The 18,564-nt window shown below is 73.2% G+C and carries 16 protein-coding genes; 2 read left to right on the top strand and 14 right to left on the bottom strand.

Features of this window, described 5'->3' with window-relative positions:
• Window position 1 precedes the first annotated feature (1 nt).
• The 14 genes from OG519_RS14820 to OG519_RS14885 all read right to left on the bottom strand — a co-directional run bounded on the left by OG519_RS14820 (window position 2) and on the right by OG519_RS14885 (window position 16,041).
• Window positions 2–688, bottom strand: a complete 687-nt coding sequence (locus tag OG519_RS14820) for a response regulator transcription factor (RefSeq protein WP_405583398.1) — start codon at window positions 686–688, stop codon at window positions 2–4.
• Between the two features lie 108 nt (window positions 689–796).
• Window positions 797–2,356 carry an NADase-type glycan-binding domain-containing protein gene (locus OG519_RS14825; RefSeq protein WP_405583400.1) on the bottom strand — a complete coding sequence of 520 codons (1,560 nt, stop codon included), beginning with the start codon at window positions 2,354–2,356 and terminating at the stop codon, window positions 797–799.
• On the bottom strand, window positions 2,353–2,910 hold the full coding sequence (locus OG519_RS14830; RefSeq protein ID WP_405583402.1) for a phage tail protein: 558 nt from the start codon (window positions 2,908–2,910) through the stop codon (window positions 2,353–2,355). Before OG519_RS14830 ends, OG519_RS14825 begins: the two co-directional genes overlap by 4 nt.
• Window positions 2,907–4,865 (bottom strand): putative baseplate assembly protein, encoded by a 1,959-nt coding sequence (locus tag OG519_RS14835; protein WP_405583404.1) that lies wholly within the window; start codon window positions 4,863–4,865, stop codon window positions 2,907–2,909. Before OG519_RS14835 ends, OG519_RS14830 begins: the two co-directional genes overlap by 4 nt.
• Entirely contained in the window at window positions 4,865–5,302 is a 438-nt protein-coding gene (locus OG519_RS14840; RefSeq protein WP_405583406.1) for a GPW/gp25 family protein, read from the bottom strand. The genes OG519_RS14835 and OG519_RS14840 overlap by 1 nt, the downstream gene beginning before the upstream one ends.
• Entirely contained in the window at window positions 5,302–7,179 is a 1,878-nt protein-coding gene (locus tag OG519_RS14845) for a VgrG-related protein (protein ID WP_405583408.1), read from the bottom strand. The genes OG519_RS14840 and OG519_RS14845 overlap by 1 nt, the downstream gene beginning before the upstream one ends.
• Window positions 7,179–7,898 (bottom strand): LysM peptidoglycan-binding domain-containing protein, encoded by a 720-nt coding sequence (locus OG519_RS14850; protein WP_405583410.1) that lies wholly within the window; start codon window positions 7,896–7,898, stop codon window positions 7,179–7,181. Before OG519_RS14850 ends, OG519_RS14845 begins: the two co-directional genes overlap by 1 nt.
• Window positions 7,898–8,335, bottom strand: coding sequence for a phage tail protein (locus tag OG519_RS14855; RefSeq protein ID WP_405583412.1), 438 nt, complete (start codon window positions 8,333–8,335; stop codon window positions 7,898–7,900). Before OG519_RS14855 ends, OG519_RS14850 begins: the two co-directional genes overlap by 1 nt.
• 167 nt (window positions 8,336–8,502) lie before the next feature.
• Window positions 8,503–10,212 carry a hypothetical protein gene (locus OG519_RS14860; RefSeq protein WP_405583414.1) on the bottom strand — a complete coding sequence of 570 codons (1,710 nt, stop codon included), beginning with the start codon at window positions 10,210–10,212 and terminating at the stop codon, window positions 8,503–8,505.
• 2,090 nt (window positions 10,213–12,302) lie between these two features.
• Window positions 12,303–12,461 (bottom strand): DUF6760 family protein, encoded by a 159-nt coding sequence (locus OG519_RS14865; RefSeq protein ID WP_405583416.1) that lies wholly within the window; start codon window positions 12,459–12,461, stop codon window positions 12,303–12,305.
• Window positions 12,458–12,970, bottom strand: a complete 513-nt coding sequence (locus OG519_RS14870; RefSeq protein WP_405583418.1) for a hypothetical protein — start codon at window positions 12,968–12,970, stop codon at window positions 12,458–12,460. The genes OG519_RS14865 and OG519_RS14870 overlap by 4 nt, the downstream gene beginning before the upstream one ends.
• On the bottom strand, window positions 12,970–13,413 hold the full coding sequence (locus OG519_RS14875) for a phage tail protein (RefSeq protein WP_405583419.1): 444 nt from the start codon (window positions 13,411–13,413) through the stop codon (window positions 12,970–12,972). Before OG519_RS14875 ends, OG519_RS14870 begins: the two co-directional genes overlap by 1 nt.
• A gap of 92 nt (window positions 13,414–13,505) precedes the next feature.
• Window positions 13,506–15,101 carry a phage tail sheath family protein gene (locus tag OG519_RS14880; RefSeq protein WP_405583421.1) on the bottom strand — a complete coding sequence of 532 codons (1,596 nt, stop codon included), beginning with the start codon at window positions 15,099–15,101 and terminating at the stop codon, window positions 13,506–13,508.
• 247 nt (window positions 15,102–15,348) lie between these two features.
• Entirely contained in the window at window positions 15,349–16,041 is a 693-nt protein-coding gene (locus tag OG519_RS14885; protein ID WP_405583423.1) for a DUF4232 domain-containing protein, read from the bottom strand.
• 289 nt (window positions 16,042–16,330) lie between these two features.
• Between OG519_RS14885 and OG519_RS14890 the strand changes: the two genes are divergently transcribed.
• Window positions 16,331–17,206, top strand: coding sequence for a patatin-like phospholipase family protein (locus OG519_RS14890; RefSeq protein WP_405583425.1), 876 nt, complete (start codon window positions 16,331–16,333; stop codon window positions 17,204–17,206).
• A 170-nt stretch (window positions 17,207–17,376) separates the two neighbouring features.
• On the top strand, window positions 17,377–18,519 hold the full coding sequence (locus OG519_RS14895; RefSeq protein ID WP_405583427.1) for a hypothetical protein: 1,143 nt from the start codon (window positions 17,377–17,379) through the stop codon (window positions 18,517–18,519).
• The last annotated feature ends 45 nt before the right edge of the window (window positions 18,520–18,564 follow it).

Genomic DNA, 18,564 nt, shown 5'->3' on the forward strand with positions numbered 1-18,564 from the left:
GTCAGATATAGCCCTCGCGCAGGGCGTACGCCACGGCATGCGCCCGGTTGCGCAGCCGCAGCCGGGTGGTGAGGCCGTGCATCACGTTCTTGACGGTGCGCTCCGAGTACGACAGCTTGGTCGCGATCTCGCCGGTGTCCATGCCGTCGGCGACCAGCCGGAGCACATCCACCTCGCGCGGCCCGAGGCCGTGCATGGGCGCCTCGGACGGCCCCGCGACGCCGCGCTGCATGGCGCCGACCCGGACGATCAGCCGGCCCAGCAGGTCCGCGGGGAGGTCACCGTCACCACGGGAGGCGGCCACCACCGCCTGCTGGAGCCGGTGCCCGGTTGCCTCGTGCCGCCAGACGATGGCGCCGACCCCGCATTCGATCACCTGGAGCAGATCCGCCTCCCGGATCGTGCTCGCGACCAGCACGACGCGGGTGCCGCCGGTGCGTACCAGCCGCCGGAGCGCCGACAGGGTGGGCTCGTCGAGCGCGTCGGCGGCCACCAGGACCGCCACCGCGCCCGGCCGGCCGCTCACCTCGTCGACCAGCTCGATCGACGGCTGCTGGCACAGTTGACTCTTCACCCCGGCGAGCGAGACCGGATCGGGCGCGTGCACCGCGACCGGGATGGTCACGGCTGGTTCCGTCGCGCCGGCAGACGTTCGCACGACCGAACCCGAATGCCCCGTGCTGTGCATGGTGAGCAAGCGTACTCCCGTGGATTTGTGCGGCGTTCGTCAACTCGCCTAGTTCGATGGGCAATTGGGGTTAATTCCACCGGCCCCCGCAGGGCGGCCGGCGTGCCGTCATGAGCCGTTTCCGCTGGAGGGCCCGAAGAACTCGACCTCGGCGATGGCCACTTGCTTGTCGGCCGTGGCGCCGTAGGCCGAGCGCAGGATGAAGCGGACCGCGGTGACGTCGCCGACCCGGAAGGCACGGGTCTGTCCGCCGCTTGCCCCGTCCAGGGTGAGGAAGCGGCTGTGCTTCTTGCCGTCCGCCGTGGTGGCGACGGCTTCGATCCGGTACGGCAGCGCGGACTTCGCGAGATCGGCCGGCTGGGTCGACTCGCCCGAGGTGATGACGACGTCGAGCAGTCTGGTCGGCCGGGCGAAGTCGGCCTCGATCCACTCCCCGGCACCCGACTGGGTCACGCCCGGCCCCCACCAGGTGTTGTTGAGCTTGTCGAAGGCGAGCCCCGGGCCGTGTCCCGGGTAGGAGTGGGACGCTTTGGAGGAGTCGGCGGAGATCGGCGCCCGCTTGGCGAAGTGGTCGCGCACCGCCTGCACCGCGCTGCCGGTGTGGAGCGCGGCGACCACCACCAGTACGAGCGCCGCGGCGCCGGCCACCCAGCTCAGCACGCGGCCCAGTCCCCCGCGCAGGCGGGGCCGTTCACCGGCCCACGGCGGCTGCCGGTCGCCAAGGCCAGGCAGCCGGCGCCACCACGGCCGCCGGGCGGCGTCCTGCGGCCGGCCGGCCATGGTCAGGGCGCAGCGGCGGCAGAAGTGGCGGTCGGGCCGGTTTCCGGTGCCGCACCACGGACAAGGGGTGCCGCCGTCGTCGCCCTGGCCCCGAGGGCCCTGGACCTGCGGTCGCGCGGTGATCGGCCGGCCCGGCTGCACCGGCGCCACCGAGGGCGCCGCCACCGCCTGCGGCTCGGCGACCGGTATGAGCAGGGCCCTGGCCCGTTCCGCGGCGAGGAGTTCGCTCGCATCCGCGGCCGGGGGCGCGGCGGCCGGATCGCCTGGCCCGGATCCCGGCCCCGATCCCGGCCCGGCGAGGGGTGCGGCCCCGGGTGCGGCACCGGGTGCGCCATCAGGCGTGGCCGCCGGCGTCCGTACGGTCGACGCGTTGTCTCGGTGGGCGGCGTCGGGTGGTGTGCCCGGGTGGCCGGCCCGCGGTCCGCTCCCGGCCGGGGCGGGGAAGGGGACCGCCGACAGGGCCGGTTCCGCCGGGGGCGGCCCGTTCTGCCGGCGAGCCGCCGCCCGGCCGGAGCAGGCGGCGGCGATGTCGAAGACGGGCTCGGCGGCGCGAGCGGGCTGGGTGCCGCGCGTGGCCTCAGCGGCGCGAGCGGGCTCGGCCCCGTGGGTGGCCTCGGCGCTGTACGCGGGCTCCGCGCCGTGGCCAGACTTCGCGCCGTGGCCGGGCTCCGCGCTGTTCGCCGGGTCGGTGACCGCGGCCCCGCGCGGTGGCGTCTGGCCACCCTGCGCCGCTGCCGGCCCCGGGCGGGGGCCCGGCTCCGGGGTCCAGCCGAGGACCTCGCCGCAACTGTCGCAGAAGGACTGCCCGGGGCTCGGCGGCGTACCGCACCGGGCACACGCCGGCCTGCCGCTCTCTCCCCGGTCCATGTCGGCTGCCTGTGGTTTCACCTGTCAGGGGTCCTCTCGGCCGCGGTCACCTGGACCGTGTAGGGCATATGGGCGGGGCGGGCGGCGGCGACCAGCGTTTCCAGCCGGTGCCGGTCCATGGGTGAGGGGTCGGGCAGCGCGAGGGCGACGTGCAGCCGCGGACGGCGGTCGCCGGGGACCGGGCCGAGCGGCCTGGCGTCCCAGGCGGCGCCGCCGCTCTCGGTGATCTCCGGCTCCGTCCCGAAGGCGAGCCGTATCGCCTCGGCCAGGCCGCGGCGGGTGCCGCGGATCCGGTGCAGACGCGCGGCGGCCGCGACCGCCGCGCGCAGCAGCGCCTCGTCCTCGGTGCCGTCGGTCTCGGCACCGACCCAGTTGCTGAGCCAGCGGACGAAGTCGACGGGGGCCAGCGACGGGGTGAAGTACGCGTCGAGGCAGTCAAGGACGTTGTGCAGGGGGGCGAGCACCTCGTCGAGCCCGGCGGTGAAGCGTTGCGCGAGATCGTCGTCGGCGAAGACGGCGGGCAGCATCAGGCCCAGTGGAGTCGGGGAGCCCAGGCCGTCGATGGAGCCCCTCACGACGGGTCCCCGACGACGCGGACCCGGTGGTCGAAGGAGAAGACCAGGGCGGGCGGGGCGAGGTCGATCCGGTCGGTCGCTTCGCCGCGCTGGCCGGTGAGCGGGTCGGCCGGGTGGAGCAGCACCTGGTCGACGAGTTCGACACCGGGGACCCGTTGCAGGACGGCGAAGATCTCGCCGGACTGCACCGGCCGGCCGAAGGGCCAGCCAGTGCCGGTGCTTCCCCCGATCAGGGGGTCGAGATGGCGGTAGAGCGCGTCGTGGGCCTGCCGCCTGACCCGGTCGGCGTCGGCGCCGCGGAAGGCGTGCACGGTGGCGACGACGGTGACGCCCTGGTAGTAGGGCGGGCCGACGGCCAGCCGGGTACCGATCAGCCGGCGTTCGTCGAGGTATCGGGTGATCCGCTCCAGCAGCGCGTCCCCGGGGACGAGTTGCTCGAAGCGCAGCCGCCCGCCGGGATCCGCCACCGCCTGCGGGACGACCAGCACCCTGACGGCGTGGGCGCCGTGCTCGTCCGGGTCGCCTTCGAGGCAGGTGATACGGGCGGTCTCCGGGGCGGCACGCCGGGCGAGTTCCTCGTAGTCGCGCAGGGTCACCGCGCGGTCCTGGGCGCGCAGCGTGATCGGGGCGCGGGCCTTCGCCTCGGCGACGGTCTCGGCGTCCACGCCACCGGTGGCGGCCTCGCGGTTGACCACTTCGGAGACGTACGGGACGGAGTTGCGCACCACCTGGATGGCGCCGCGGGCGACGTTCCCCGCCCGGCCCCCGCCGGTGCGGTACTGGCGGGCCCGGATGACGGCGCCCTTGGGCGGCACGGCGCCGTACTGGCGCAGGCTGCCGTCGGGTTCGCGCACGGCGGCGCCGAAGGCGAGTTCGCCGGTGGCCGCGTCGAGGGTGAAGTGGCGCTCGTCGGGTCCTGAGGCGGCGAAGTGCGGGACGGCCTCCCAGTCGGTCCAGCCGTCGTCGCCCGCGACCTGGAGGTGCAGCGGCGGTACGTCGCCGACGACCGGGGCGTTGGCCAGCCGCAGCCGCTGGCCGGGCAGCCCGGTCGACTCCCCCAGGGCCTCGTCGCGCACCGTCTCGGCGTGGACGGCCCCGGTGGTGCCGCCGATGGTGAACGCCTCGGCCGACCGGACGGTGGGCGAGGTGGCGTAGAAGGGCTGGCCGGGCAGCGGCTCGGTGACGCGGCAGCGCAGCCAGCCCGCTTCGCGGCGTCCGGTGCGGGACAGCACGTGGCCGCCGGGGACGTGCAGCACCACCTCACCCGGCCGGTTGAGCCCGCCGGTGCCGTCCCGGTCGACCTCGCACGGGGTCCAGCCGTCCTCCGTCCAGGCTTCCCAGACCAGCGGCGGCTGCCGGGGGTCGACACCGACGCCGTCGACCCGGCTGTCGAGCGTGAGCGCCACCGCGCAGTGCGGTACGGCGGCGGTGAGCCCGAACAGCAGGCAGTCACCGGGCCGCGGCGACTCGGCGAAGCAGTGCAGATCCTTCCCCTCGGCGAGGTCCGAGGTCCGGTCGGTGACCGCCGCCCCACTGTGCTGGACGACGAGGGCCGCCAACTCGCACGGCACCACGGTGAGTTCGCGCTCGGTGGCGAAGACCACCGCATCCTCGCTCTCGGTCCGCGAGGTGGCGACCTCGGTGCCGACCGGCAGCCGTACGGCTTCGTCCAGCGGCGCGGACAGCCAGAAGGTGACGTCGGCGCGCGCGGCCGACGGCGGAAAGAGGGTGATCCCGATGAGGTCGAGGAAGGCGAGGTGGTTCTTCTCCGGCACCCGGTTGAGCCGGTAGACGATCTGGTCGGCCATGTGGGCGACGGTCTCGACGAGGGTGACGCCCGGGTCGGACACGTTGTGGTCGGTCCACTCGGGAGCGCGCTGCTGTATGTAGCGCTTGGCGTCGTCGACGAACTGCTGGAAGCGGCGGTCGTCGAGGTTGGGCGAGGGAAGTGCCATCAGCGGTCGCTTTCGGTGGCCGGTCCGGGGTCCGAGGACGGCTCGTCGTGGGAGGGGATGACGTAGAACGGGAAGACCAGGCTGCGCGGGTTGTTGGTGCCCCGGACCGAGTAGCGGATGTCGATGAAGAGCACCCCCTGCTCGTCCCCCGCGGTCACCTCGACGTCCTCGACCTCGATCCGCGGCTCCCAGCGGTCCAGGCTGGTGCGGACCTCGTGGTGGATACGGCCCGCGGTGGCCTCGTTGACGGGGGCGAAGACCATGTCGTGGATGGCGCAGCCGAACTCGGGCCGCATCGGCCGCTCGCCCGGCGCGGTGGCCAGCACGAGCCGCATGGCCTCCTCGATCTCGCGCACCCCGCTGACCATGGCGATGCCGCCGGTGGGTCCGATGCGCATCGGGAACGCCCACCCGGTGCCGACGAATTGCTCGGGCATCAGATCACCATGACCTGGGCGCCGTCGAGCGTGGCCTCTCCCAGCATCTTGATGATGCCGGCGAGCTGGATGTTGAGGCCCTTGACGGTGACGTCCATCGCCGAGGAGAGGTCCAGGAGGCCGCTGCCGGTAAGGCTCGCTTCGACCGCGTTCATCCGCAGCGCGGTCCCCGCCTTGACGGTGACGATCTTCCCCTCAATGGCCAGCGCGCCGCCGCTGTGGATCGACACCTTCTGGTGCCCGTTCAGCGAGATGTCGGCCGCCTCGACGGACACCTTCCGGGTGCCCTTGATGGTGACGCTGCCCTGGCTGTCGATGGTGATCTCGGTACGGGAGCGGTCCAGGTTGATGGTCAGCCGGTTGTCGCCGGTGTTCAGCCGTACCCCCTGCTTGCCGCCTTTGCGCTGGTCCAGCAGGTCCAGACGGTTGCCGCTGCGGTCGGCGAGGGTACGGCGGACCGTCTTGCCGCTGGTGGCGTCGTACGGCTGGACATCGACGACACCGGGCTTGTCCTTGCCGTTGTAGAGGCCGCCGATGACGAACGGGTGGTCCAGCGCGCCGCGGTCGAAGGTCACCAGCACCTCGTCGTCGACGTCCAGGCCGATCAGACCGCCGCCCTGGACGCCGCCGAACTGCACGGTCCTGGTCCAGTCGCTGACATAGGTGTCGTCGAGCCAGGGGAACCGCAGCTTGACCCGGCCCTGCCTGAGCGGGTCCTTGATGTCGGTGACCAGGGCGTTGGCGACGCTCGGCAGCCGGGGCATGCCGCCGGCGCCGCCCGAGGTGAGCCCGTACAGGGAGCGCCACTGGCGTCCGCTCACGGTCAGGAACGTCTCGTAGCCGCCACCGCCCAGTCCGAAGCTGTGGCGGGCACCGGTCACCGTGTACTTGCCCTCGAAGGGGTCGCCCACCCCGGTGAGGGTGACCGGGACGCCGGGGCGGAGCTTGGGGTTGCCGGTGGCGGTCACCTCCAACTCGGCGAAGGCGGCGGTGACATCGTCGGCCAGCGCGGAGGCGGCGTTCTTCACCTCGCCCTGCTTGTCGTAGGGGGTGTCGGTCTCGACGAGCGTGGCCGGCCCGAACGCGGACACGGTCTGGGCGGGCGTGGCGCCGATCGCGATGCCCGGGTTGGCGGCCGCGGGCGACTCACCGACCAGGGTCTTCTTGGCCGTCACGTCCCAGCCGCGCGCCCGGACCCCGGCCACCTGGTCGGCGGAGGTGACGGCGGCCCGGCAGCGCCGGATGTTCTCGCGGTCCAGGACCTGCGGGCTGCTGTCGCTCAGCGCGCTCGACGCCGGCGCGCCGGAGGCGGGGTCGCGCTTGACGAACTGGAAGGTGCCCCGGGCGCTGAGGGACATCACCATCTCGTTCTCGTCGGCCAGGCGGCACAGGAAGTCCCAGTCGGTGACGTTGGCCTGGGTGATGAACTCGTAGACGGTCTTGGTCCGTTGGATGCTGCCGATCGGGACCTTGTCCCGGCCCGCCAACTGGCGGGCGATGTCGGAGGCGGTCATGTTGCGGTACGCCGTCACCCGGCGCTGCCTCAGCATCCGGTGGCCGAGGTCGTAACCCCGCACGACGGTGAAGCTGCCGGTGCCGTCGTAGTCGCTCTCCAGGCCGGTGACCTCGCCGGTGAGCAGCGGGTACTGCGCGCCCTGGCCGGCCGCGACCGGGGCCAGCATCACCTTGGTGCCGATCTTGATGCCGGCCTTGCCGAGCACCAGCCGGTCGGGGTCCCGGAAGTCGAGCTGGAACGAGCCGGGCACGCCGGCGCCGAAGTCGACCCAGCCCGACACCAGCAGCGGCGCGAGGTCGTCGGGCAACTTCCGGCCGTCGAAAGTGACATGGAAGATGTTGGAGTAACTGATCTGGCCCATCAGAGACCGACCTCTTCGGCGGCGGGGAGCATGAGTTCGGTGCCTGGCCGCAGGTGCGCCGGGTCGTCGATGCCGTTGGCCTCGGCGATGGTCCGCCAGGCGGTGGCGTCCCCGTACTCACGCCAGGCGAGGAACTGCAACGAGTCGCCCGCGACGACCCGGTGCACCCGCTGGGCGGTGAGCGCGCCGGAGGTGGGGTTCTGTCCCGCGGTCTTGCTCGGGATCTCGTTCAACTGCACCTGGCAGAGGGCGCGGGTCGGCACTCCGGTGGGACTGATCTGGACCTGCTGCACGTTCACCGAGCTGACATAGGCGGTGAAGCGGACGCTGGAGTTGCCGCCCCAGTCGAATACCACCCAGGGTGGTGAGGGCTGCTTCGCCGCGATGCTGGCGGTGGTGGTCTCGCAGCAGGAGAAGAGCAGTTCGACGTTCTTGAGCACGTCGTGACTGTCCGGTTTCTCCGAGCGGTCCAGCAGGATCTCCACCGTCATGTTGCGGGGCACCGGGCCCATGAACTCCGGGACCGCGCCGGAGCGCACCGCGGCGCTCGGGGTGGTCTTCCACTGGGCCTCGCGGCTCAGGGTCAGTTGGGACGGGTTGTAGTCGAAGCGCAGCGTGCTGATCAGGGAGCCCGGCGTGGTGCTGAAGCCGATGGGGGGTTCGTGGATGGCCAGCGAGGCCCGCGTCAGGCTCTTGCCCGCACCGCCCACGCCGGCCACTACGCCGCCCCCGCGTCCGTGAAGCCGTGGTGGGCGATGACCAGGGTCTCGGTGGCGACCGCCGGGTTCTCCGGGTTGAACGAGGGCCCGTCCCAGTTCACCGGGAGCACTTCGAGGAGGCCCCAGCGGGCGACGATCGAGCCGTCGGCGCGCTTGGCGGCGATCTGCGCGGTGGGGCGGGTGACGCCGGTGGTGATGGACGTGATCCAGATCCCGACCTTGACGGTCTCGGGGGTGACGGGGCGGGTCAGGGTGATGTTCGAGAAGGTCACCCGGGAGGGCAGTTGCCATACGAACCCGTTGTTGCCCCCCTCCTGGTGCTGGTAGATCTCCACCGAGGCGGCGAGCCCCTCGCAGGTGTTGAAGCGGCCCAGGCCCTGGCCGTCGATGGTCAGGTCGAAGTAGATGGTGGACCCGGGGTCCAGTTCCTGGGGCATCGGTACGGCCTTCCTGCGGGCGGGTCGAGGTGGTGCGGCGATGCGGGCGGTGCGGCGATGCGGAGTTGCTGCGGTGCGGCGGTGCGGCGGTTCAGGCGGCGGTCAGTGGTGATCCAGCGGCGGTTTTTGGATGAGCGGCGGCGTCAGCGGTGCTGTCAGCGGCGACCTCAGCGGCGGGGATCACGCAGCCTCCCGATCCGCTCGCGGTCGAGTCGCAGCTCGGTGCGGAGCATCCTGGTGAGGGGGCCGATCAGCTTGTGGGTCAGCTCGTCGACCTGCTCGTCCTTCAGCTTGCGGGGATCGAACCCGGAGACGGCGGGGACGCTGTCGCGCTGTGCGGCCGGGTCGGTGGCCGCCCTGGCGGAGGACGGCGGTCCGTTCCGGCCGTCGCCGGCGCTCCAGCTGTTCCTACGAACGTTCCCGCCGCCTCCGCCGCTCCGGTGACCGGTCGGATCGCCGGTCGAGTGGCCGGAGCCGCCGCCGCTTCGCTTGAGCACGGCGGGCGGCGGCCACGGGTCGGCCCGGTGGGCGGGGGAATGCGGCCCGATCGCCGGATCGGCCACGGAGGGGGTCGCGGGTGTCCGCTGCACCGGCAGCACCATGGGGGGCACGGGCGCGGCGGCCACCAGCGGAACCGGCAGGTCGCGCCGGTACGCGGACGGTGCTCCGGGCTCCACCGGCCTGCTGCCGGCCGGGAAGGCTGTCGGCACGGGGCTGAACCGCACGCCGTCGGTGCTGCGTTGGACCGTGTTCTGGGAGACGAGGTCCTGCGGGGCGAGGCTCTGGGAGACGAGGTTCTGCGGGGCGAGGTTCTGTGGGACGACGGGCGGGTACGTGCCGGGGCCGGCGGCCCGCGCCGGAGGGGCGGTGGGTGCGGCGGCCACACCACGGCCATGGAGGTTCGGCAGCGTCACCGACCTCGACGCACCGGCCGCCGGGGCCGTCCCCGATCCCCGGGCGGTCGAGGGCGCGGCCACCAGACGCTGTACGGGGATGCCGGCCGGTGCCGACGGACGGGCGGTGTCGGCCACGGCGGCGTGGTTCGTGAGCCGCGACAGCGGTTGGCTTGGCGCGGACGCGCTGCCGCGCAGCGGCACCGCTCGCGATCCGCTCGGCGGTCGCGGGGCGCCGGCCGCCAGGAGCGGCTGGTTCCGCGTCAGCGTGCGGGCCGGAGCCAACGGGCGGACGACGCTGGGCAGGTGGTGAGGAGCGGACTGCGCCACGGTCAGCGGCCGGTGGCCAGGCCCTGCCGCGCCGGGAACCGCCGCTCCCTTGTGGCCGACCGGCCGCGGGGCGGGATCCGAGGTCGTCAAGGACGCGCCAGAACCGACCTCGCCGTGGACCGGGGTGGACCGCCGCACCGGCACCACGGGGGGCGCCGACTCGCCGCCGGGAGCGCCCGGGGCCGACGGTATGAGCTGAGCGTGAGCGGCTACGGCCACGGCCTGTACGACCGGCAGGGCGGACCCGCCGGGCACCACGGCTGACCGTTGCACCGGCAGGGTCCCGGCCGGGGGCTGCCCCCCGGTACCGCCCGCCTTCGGCTCGACGGCCGCCACCGGCTGCTCGAAGCCCACCAGCGGGACGTCAGGGGCGGCGGCTGCCGCCGGGCGCGCCCGGCCGACCGCCTCGGTCGAAGCCTCGCGTGCCGGGATGGCATCGGCGGTGCGCCGCGTCGGCGCGGGGGCGGCACCCGGAGCGGCTGCGGTCGCCGAAGAAGAAGTCCCGCTGAAGGGGTCGCCGATGGTCGGCGAGGCTTCCGGCGCCGACGGCACGGCTGCCGCTGGCGCGGAGCTACCAGCAATCTGCCGCTGCACGATGAGGTCGTTCGAGAGACCGTCGGCCACCGAACCGGCCAGGGGCCGCAGATCGGACACCCCGAGGGGCGTGGAGGCCGTTGCCGACACCGAAAAGCCGGGCGTTCCGTCGGACCGGTTGCCGGGACCGTCGGCCGCCGAACCGGCCGGGGGCCGCAGCCCAGACAGCGCGGCGGGCGACTGCGACGCAGCCGACACCGAGGAACCGGACGCCCCATCCGGCCAGTTGACGGGGACAGTTGGCAGACCGCCGGACGCCGAACCGGCCATGGGCCGAGGGCCGGACGGCGCGGCAGGTGAACCGGACGTGCCATCAGGTCGGTTGCCGGGGGCAGTTGGCAGACCACCGGCCGCCGGACCGGCCATGGGCCGTAGCCCGGACACCCCGAGGGGCGAGGGGGCCGTTGCCGAATGGCCGGACGGGCCATCGGACATGTTGCCGGGACCGTCGGACGCCGAACCGGTCAGGGGGCGCGGCCCGGACAGCGCGGCCGGCGACTGCGACGCCCCGGACACCGAAAAGCCGGACGTGCCATCCGGCCGATTGCCGGGACTGTCGGCCACCGACTCGGCCGGGGGCGGCCCGGATACCCCGAGGGGTGACTGGGGCACCGGGGAACCGGACCTCCCGTCGGGCCGGTTGTCGGGGTTGGAGCGTGACGCATCGGGTGGCGTCCGGTGAGCCGCAAGCGGGGGCCCTGACGGGGAGGCGCCCGACGGCCTCAGCGGCGCAGCCCTCTGCACTGGTGCCGGTCCGCCGGGAGCGAGACGCGCGGGGCCGCCGGTGAGCGAGGTCGCGTCGGCGGGGGGAGCGGTCAGTGGGGCGCCGAGCAGTGGACGGCGGCGCGGTGTCGAGGTCCCCGCCTGAGCACTGCCGGGGCGGGCGCTGCCGGTGGAAGGCGGCGCCGGAACCGTGGCCGGGCCGGTGGAAGACCCGGTGTCGGAGGCACGTACGGACGGGGAGTTCGGCCCGGGGTCCGAAGAACCCCGGGTCGTTCCGGGGCCACCGCTCGGCGCGCCCGGCTCCGGCAACCGACGTTGTACGGGCACCGCGCCGCCCACGGAGGCGGGAGTGGCAGGGGCGATGGGTGCCCCAAGGCCGCGCCGAATCGGGGGAGTCGGGCCGGCGGCGGCTGTGCGCGAGGGCACCACCGAGCTCCCGGCGCCCGCCTCGCTCTCGGACCACCCCGTGGCCCCGGAGTCGCCCGGAGGAATGGAGAGTTGCGCCCCGGAGGACGGCACGACCGGCATCGCCGAGGCGATGGGTGAAGGTGTTGGTGCGGGTGTCGGCCTGGACGCGTGTCCCGGCCCGGGCGTCGGCTCCGGCCCGGCTGCCGGCGAGGGTGTCGCCCCGCCCACGGTGGGCCGCGAGTCCGCCGCCAAGTCCGCTGCCGCGGAGGCGCGTTGGCCCCGGGCGGGACCGGGCGTACCGCCGGCCGGCCGGGTGCTCCGTACCGGTGCCGCCTCCCTGGCGGGAAGCTCACCTGCCCGCGCGCTCGGGCGGGACACCGCCGCCGGAAGGGTCCGCCGCTCAATCGCGGGCGGGGCGACCGCCGTGGTCAGCGGGGGCCGAGCGGACTGGGGCCGTACCGGTGCGACCCGCGTGCCGGTCGGCCGCGCGGCCGACACGGCCGTCTGGACCGGGACGTCGGCCGCCGCGTCGGCTCCGACCGCCGCCTGCGCCCCCTCCCCGGTTTCCGCCGCTTCCGCCGCGACCGGAAGGGTCAGCATGGGTTCGCCCAGCCGTCCGGGGGGCGTGGTGACCCTCGCGGGCGTCAGTACGTTCCTGATCAGACCGGTAGGAGCGCCGTCGAGCACAGCGTGCGACAACGTCCCGGTGAAGGAGGGGTTCTGCCAGGTCGTGAGCGTGCCCGCGAAGTCCGGTGCCGCGACGGTGTGCCGGGCCGGTTGTGCCAGCACGCGCTCGATCGGCGGCAGCGCCGACCAGCCCTGCCGCTCGTCCGGAGCGGCGGGCGTTCCGGACCCGGCGGCCGGCTCCGGAGGGACCGCGGCTGACGGGCCGCCCACGTACGCACCCACCGAGCCCGCCATACCAACCGAGCCCGCCGGACGCGCCGAACGCGCCGTACTCGCCGAACCCGTACGTCCCCGCAGTCGGTCAAGGATTCCCATGGCCTACGCCCGTCCTCTCACCGCTCGGCCGTGGCGCGGGTCACGAGCGCGGCGATCTGCCCCGCGTACCGGCGACGGTCGTGGTGTTCGAGGTCCAGGATGTCCTCCAGGCTCCAGTGGAAGTGGTAGGCGATGTACGCGATCTCCTCGTGGATACGGTCGGTCGCGTACGTCACGATTCCCCCAGGCGGCTCCCGCCGAGCTCGACCTCGAACGGCTGCTCGCAGTGCGGGCAGGTGACCCCGGCCCGGGTGTGGCCCTCGGCGTTGATCTGGCGGTAGAAGTCCTGGAGGAAGGCGAGGTCGGAGGCGAACATCTTCTCCACCACACCGTCGTGCACGTGTTCCACCGTGCCGAGCCGGGTGATCACCAGGCCGAGCAGGACCACCGACAAAAACGCCGGGTTGTCCCGCACCCGCCTGTCCTGGAGCGGGATCAGCTCGTCCCTCGCGGTCGCCAGGCGCATGATCCCGTCGCGGTGCACCACGCCGGCGTCGTCCACGTACCCGCGCGGCAGCTCGAAGGCGAACTCGGTCTGCAACTGCCTCCGTATGGGGGCGGGTTCGGGCGCCGGTGCGGGGGCCGGTTCGGCGGCCGGGGCCACCGAACCGGCGGAACCCGCGGAACCCGCCAGGATCTCCTGCTCCGCGAAGACCGAGGTCTTGGCGGCTGTTCCGCGACGCATCACTCAGGTATCAGTTCTTCGTAGACGATGGTCGCCGTCTCGGTGAGGGCGTTCGCCTCGCCCGCCCGCACATCGCCGGGGACGACATTGCTGCACCAGGCGTTGGTCAGGTGGTACCGCTTCACCGGGTTCATCATGGTGTCGTAGAAGATGACGGTGGCGTTCTTGCGGGCCGCGCCCATGTTGCCGTTCTGGGAGAGCTTGTGCCAGTCGTTGAAGGCGGTGCTCTGGGTGACGCCGTAGACCACGGTCACCTCACCGGCCTGCCTGCCACCGGGCATCTTCCGGATGATCGGCTGGCCGCTGGCCGAGTTCTGCTTCAACTCGATGACGTCCTGCGTCGACTTGTAGCCGCTGATCGATTGCAGGTACTCCAGGCCGATGCCGTCGATCTGGATACCGAAATTATGGGTGGTGAGCGACTCACCCGGCTGAAGACTCATGGGACCTGCTCTTTCTCCTCGTTACCGCTCTTGCTCGCGACTTCTCGCACCACGGCGGACGGGCCGGCCCGGCCCGTCCGCGGCACCGCCGGCTACTCGTCCAACTCGCCGCCGCCACTGGAGAACTGGGCCAGCCGGAAGACCACGAACTCGGCCGGCTTGACCGGCGAGACACCGATCTCGCAGATCACCCGTCCGAGGTCCACCGACTCCGGCGGGTTGGTCTCGGCGTCGCACTTCACGTAGTAGGCGTCGTCCGGCGTACCGCCGAACAGGGCCCCGCTGCGCCACTCGTTCACCAGGAACGCCGAGATGTTCCGCCTGATCCGGGCCCACAACGCCTGGTCGTTGGGCTCGAAGACCACCCACTGGGTGCCGATCAGGATCGACTCCTCCAGGTAGTTGAAGTAGCGGCGGACGTTGAGGTAGCGCCAGGCCGGGTCGGAGGAGAGGGTACGGGCACCCCAGATCCGGATGCCCCGGCCGGGGAAGGCCCGGATGCAGTTGATGCCCAGCGGGTTGAGCAGGTCGTGCTCGCCCCGGGTGATCTGCATCTCCAGGTCCACCGCGCCGCGGACCACCTCGTTGGCCGGCGCCTTGTGCACACCGCGCTCGAAGTCGTTGCGGGCCCAGACGCCGGCCACATGGCCGCTGGGCGGGATCAGCCGGGTCTGGCCGCCGGCCGGGTCGAAGACCTTGATCCAGGGGTAGTACAGGGCCGCGTACTTGGAGTCGTAACCGGCGGTCTCCTGGCGCCAGACCTGTATCTGGCGGGCGTTGAGGCCGGGCGGCGGATCGATGACGGCCAGCCGGTCGCCCATCAGCTCGCAGTGCGCGATCAGGCCGAGCTGCACGGCCTTCACGGCTTCCAGGTCGATCGCGCCGCGCTGGTACGCGGCCATCAGGTCCGGGACGGCGACCATCGAGATCTCGTCGACGGCTTCCAGACCGCCGAAACCGGTCCGGTCAGCGGAGTCGCCCACGTACTCGCGGATGCCGACCTGCTCGTCCTCGTCCACCCGGACCGGTGCGGAGGCGGCGGCCGGTGCCGCGAGCGCGACCGACTGGTTCTCCGGCCGGGCGAGCTGCCCGCCCGGGGCGGCCTCCGTGACGATGATCAGCTTGGAGCGTTCCTTGACCTGCGTGACGACGTAGTTCCGGTTGGCCTTCTTGGCGGTCACATCGAAGGTCTCGGCCACCTTCTCGCCGTCCTTGACGATCAGCCGGAAGCGGTCGGCCGGGCCCTCGCCCTCGGCATCCGCGACCTCGACACTGAGCCCGCCGCTCTCGCCGGGCGCGATCGCCGACACCGTGAACCCGCCGAGCTGCCTCGCCTCGCCGGCGGTCAGCGCACCCGGAGCCGCGCTGCGGCCGGCCGTCACGGCGGCCGGGCCCTGGGCCTCCGTACCGGCGACCCCGCCCGGCAGGCCGCCGACGCGGACGATGAACGCGGCGGAGCCGCCGTTGTTGAAGAATCCGTAGACGGAGTGCGCCAGGAAATACCCGTCGGTAAAGTCACCGAAGGACGCGACGTACTGGGACCAGTTGGTCACCAACGTCGGTTCGTTGAGCGGTCCTTTCGGGGCGAGGCCGACAAAGGCGGCCACCGAGGTGCCCACTCCCTCGATGGGACGCGCACCGCTGGCCACCTCCTCGACGTATACGCCAGGTGACAAGTACGACGGCATGCGCTGCTCTCCTCGGGGGTACGAGACAAGACCTGTTCAACATGTCGGGTCGGCCCCCGGCGCCGAAACGTCCTCAGGTACCTGACCGGGGGCAGCGCGGATGCCGTTCCCGCGTCTGAAAGGGCAACCTTGCGCGCCCGAACGGGATGTTGACGATCCCATTCCGGTTGCCCGAACGGCTCCTTGCGCGGTGCTCGGCTGCCCAGTGCGTTCGGTTCGGGCCGCGGAGGCGGCCACACGGCCCGGGTCAGGAGGTGGTGACGGGGCCGACGTAGGTGGCGGGGTGGGTGGCGCCGTCCTGGCGCAGGACACTGCCGCCGGGCCAGGTCAGGGTGACGGAGGTGGTCTCGCTGGGCGGGGTGATGACCACGCTCTTGGCCTTGAACTCCACGCCGGAGCCCGCCTCGAAGGGCTGGTAGGTGATGACGAAGCTCGCGCTCGCACCGGACGTGAGCGTGACCGTTGCGGGGGACTTCGAGGTACGCACCAGGGACCAGCTGTCGGCGGCCTTCAGGTCCACCCCCGGGAAGCCCTTGACCGTGCAGGTCGAGCCGCTGGTGTTGGTCATCAGCACCTGGAGGTGCTGCTGGTCGTCGGCACTGCCGTACGTGGCGTCACCGTTGCCGAAGGAGAACCTCAGTCCGGCGGTGTGGCACCGCCCGACGGTCGCGGCGGCCGGCTTGTTGCCCGTGGACGGCGCCTGCGGGCTCGCCGGGTCGGGCTTCGCACCGGCCGCCTCCGACGTGACCGGTGTGCCCGTGGTCGGAGCGGACCCGGGAGCGTCCGTACCCGCCGTGGCGGACGCCGGTGCGGACGCCGTTGTGGATGCGGAGGACTTCGCCGACGCGTCCGTGGACGTGCCCGAGTCGCAGGCGGATGCCCCGAACGCCACAACGGCGGCAGTGGCGGCGAGGGCGGCGGTGCGCAGGACACGAGACACGGTTTCTCCCAGTGATCGAATGTGGTGGCCAGGTGACGACCAGTATCGAAGGCGCACCGCAACAGACCCGTCACCGCCGCATGCTGACTGAACGACAGTCCCGAACGAGCTCTGTTACACACCGACCCGGAATTCGCGGAACCGTTCATCAGCCGTCGCCGAGAGGTCGAGGACGTCGCTGGGAAGGTGCAGGACGTCGCTGAGCACGGCCACCCCCGCTCGGGGGCCGGCCGCTTCGGCGCGCCGAGGCGTTCGGGTTGGGCCGGCGGAGCCCGGGCACGCTTGAGCCATGGACCGCAGTGGGCGTGATGTGGCGGGCCCCGCGTTCGTGCTGGGTGGCGGCGGGGCGCTGGGAGCGTACGAGGTCGGCATGCTCAAGGCGCTGTTCGCCGCCGGGGTGCGGCCGGGGCTGGTGTTGGGCACCTCCGTCGGTGCGATCAACGGCGCGGCCGTGGCGGCCGATCCGTCGCAGACCTCGGTGAGCCGGCTGATCGACCTGTGGACGGGGCTGGGCCGGGCAGGGGTGTTCGCCGGCTCTCTGGTGGGCCGGCTCTCCACCGCGGTGCGCAGCCGTACCCACCTCTATACCCCGGCGCCGTTGCTCGACCTGCTGCGTGACCACTTGCCGGTGGCGCTCATCGAAGAGCTGAACGTGCCGTTCCAGTGTGTGGCGGCGAGTATCGAGCACGCCGCCGAGCACTGGTTCGAGAGCGGTCCGCTGGTCGAGGCGGTGCTCGCCTCCTCCGCCGTACCGGGGCTGCTGCCGCCGGTGGGCCTCGGCGGCGAGCACTTCGTGGACGGCGGCCTGGTCAACAGCATCCCGGTGGGCAGAGCCGTCGCTCTGGGCGCGCGCGAGATCTACGTGTTGCAGGTGGGCCGGATCGAACGGCCGCTGACTCCGCCGAAGCTGCCGTGGGAAGTCGCCACCGTCGCCTTCGAGATCGCCCGCAGGCACCGCTTCGCCCGCGACATGGCCGATCTGCCGCCGGACGTCACCGTGCACGTACTGCCCAGCGGGGCGGCCTCTGGCGAAGTGGCCGGGACCTTGAGCCAGTTGCGTTACCGGGCCTTCGGGCAGACGGCGGACCGTATCGAGCGTGCCTACGCCGCCTCTTCGCGGTACCTGGAGTCGGTCCTCGACGCGGCGGACGGCGGCAAGAAGTGACGGGCCCCGCGCCGGGCGACCACGCTGAGCCGACGGCGGTCACCGAGGAGCCTGTCCCGGCCGCGTCGGGCGGGCGGGGCGAGCGGGTCGGCCAAGGGGGGCGGGCCGAGCGTGTCGGCCAGGGCGGGCGGGCCGAGCGTGTCGGCCAGGACGCGCCTACGACCGGCTCGGTGACCAGCGCGGTGAGCGGCCCGGTGACCGGCCCCGCGATGCCTTCCCAAGGCGGCCGGCCCGTACCGTACGACGGTGCCGCCCACCCGGCCGTCGCACCGCGCACCCGGCGCACCGCTGCCGCCAGGGCACTCGTCACGGCCGGCCGCCGCACCCTCACCACCGCGCTCCTGCTCGCCCTGATCCCGGTGGCCGCGGCCGTCCTGGTGGTCGTCACCGTGCTCGGCGCCCCCGTATCGCTCGCCGCACACGGCCCGTGGCGTCCCACGCGGATGGCCTGCTTCCTGCTGCTGTACCTCGTGGTGGACCTCGGCGGCCTGCTTGGCGCGACGGCGCTGTTCGTGCGCGGCGTCCTCGCCGGGCCGGCCGCGCGGGACCGCCGGGCGGCCGACGCCTTCGCGCTGCTGGCGCGGCTGTTGGCCGTCCTGCGCCGGGCGACTGAGCGGCTGTTCCGCCTCAGGGTGGAGATGACGCCGGCGCTGCCCCCGGCCGACCGACCGCCGGACGTACCCCTGGTGATCCTGGTGCGGCACGCGGGACTTGGCGACTCCTTCCTGCTCCTCCAGATCCTGCTCACCGAGGCCGGGCTGCTGCCGCACACCGTGCTGAAGGGCGCACTGCGCGGCGATCCGTGCCTCGATGTCCTGCTCGGCCGGGTGCCGCACTGCTTCCTGCCGCCCGCCCGCGGCACCGCCGAGGACGCGATCGCGACGCTGGCCGCCGGGCTGCGGCCCCGCGACGGCCTGGTGATCTTCCCCGAGGGCGGCAACTTCACGCCGGGCCGCCACCACCGCGCCGTCGCCAGCCTGCGCCGCCTCGGCCAGTACCGCCGGGCCGCCCGCGCGGCCCGGCTGCACTACGTCCTGCCCCCGCGGAACGGCGGAAGCCTCGCCGCGCTGGCCGCGGCGCCCACCGCCGACGTGGTCTTCGTCGCCCACGCCGGCCTCGACGTCATAGCCTCCCCGCGCGCCGCCTGGTCCTTCCTCCCCTTCCACCGCCCGGTCCGCGTCCACTGGTGGCGGATCCCGGCGGCGGACATTCCCCCGGGCGACGAGGCCCGCGGCGAGTGGCTCCTCGCCCAATGGGAACGGATGGACCGCTGGACCGCCGCACAGGCGGTCGCCGAAACCCCGCACGTATAGGCACGTACAGGTGGGGCCATCTCGTGGGCAAGGGGCACCGCCTGC

This window comes from Streptomyces sp. NBC_01190 (assembly GCF_045039895.1).
In the GTDB taxonomy this organism is placed as follows: Bacteria; Actinomycetota; Actinomycetes; order Streptomycetales; family Streptomycetaceae; genus Actinacidiphila.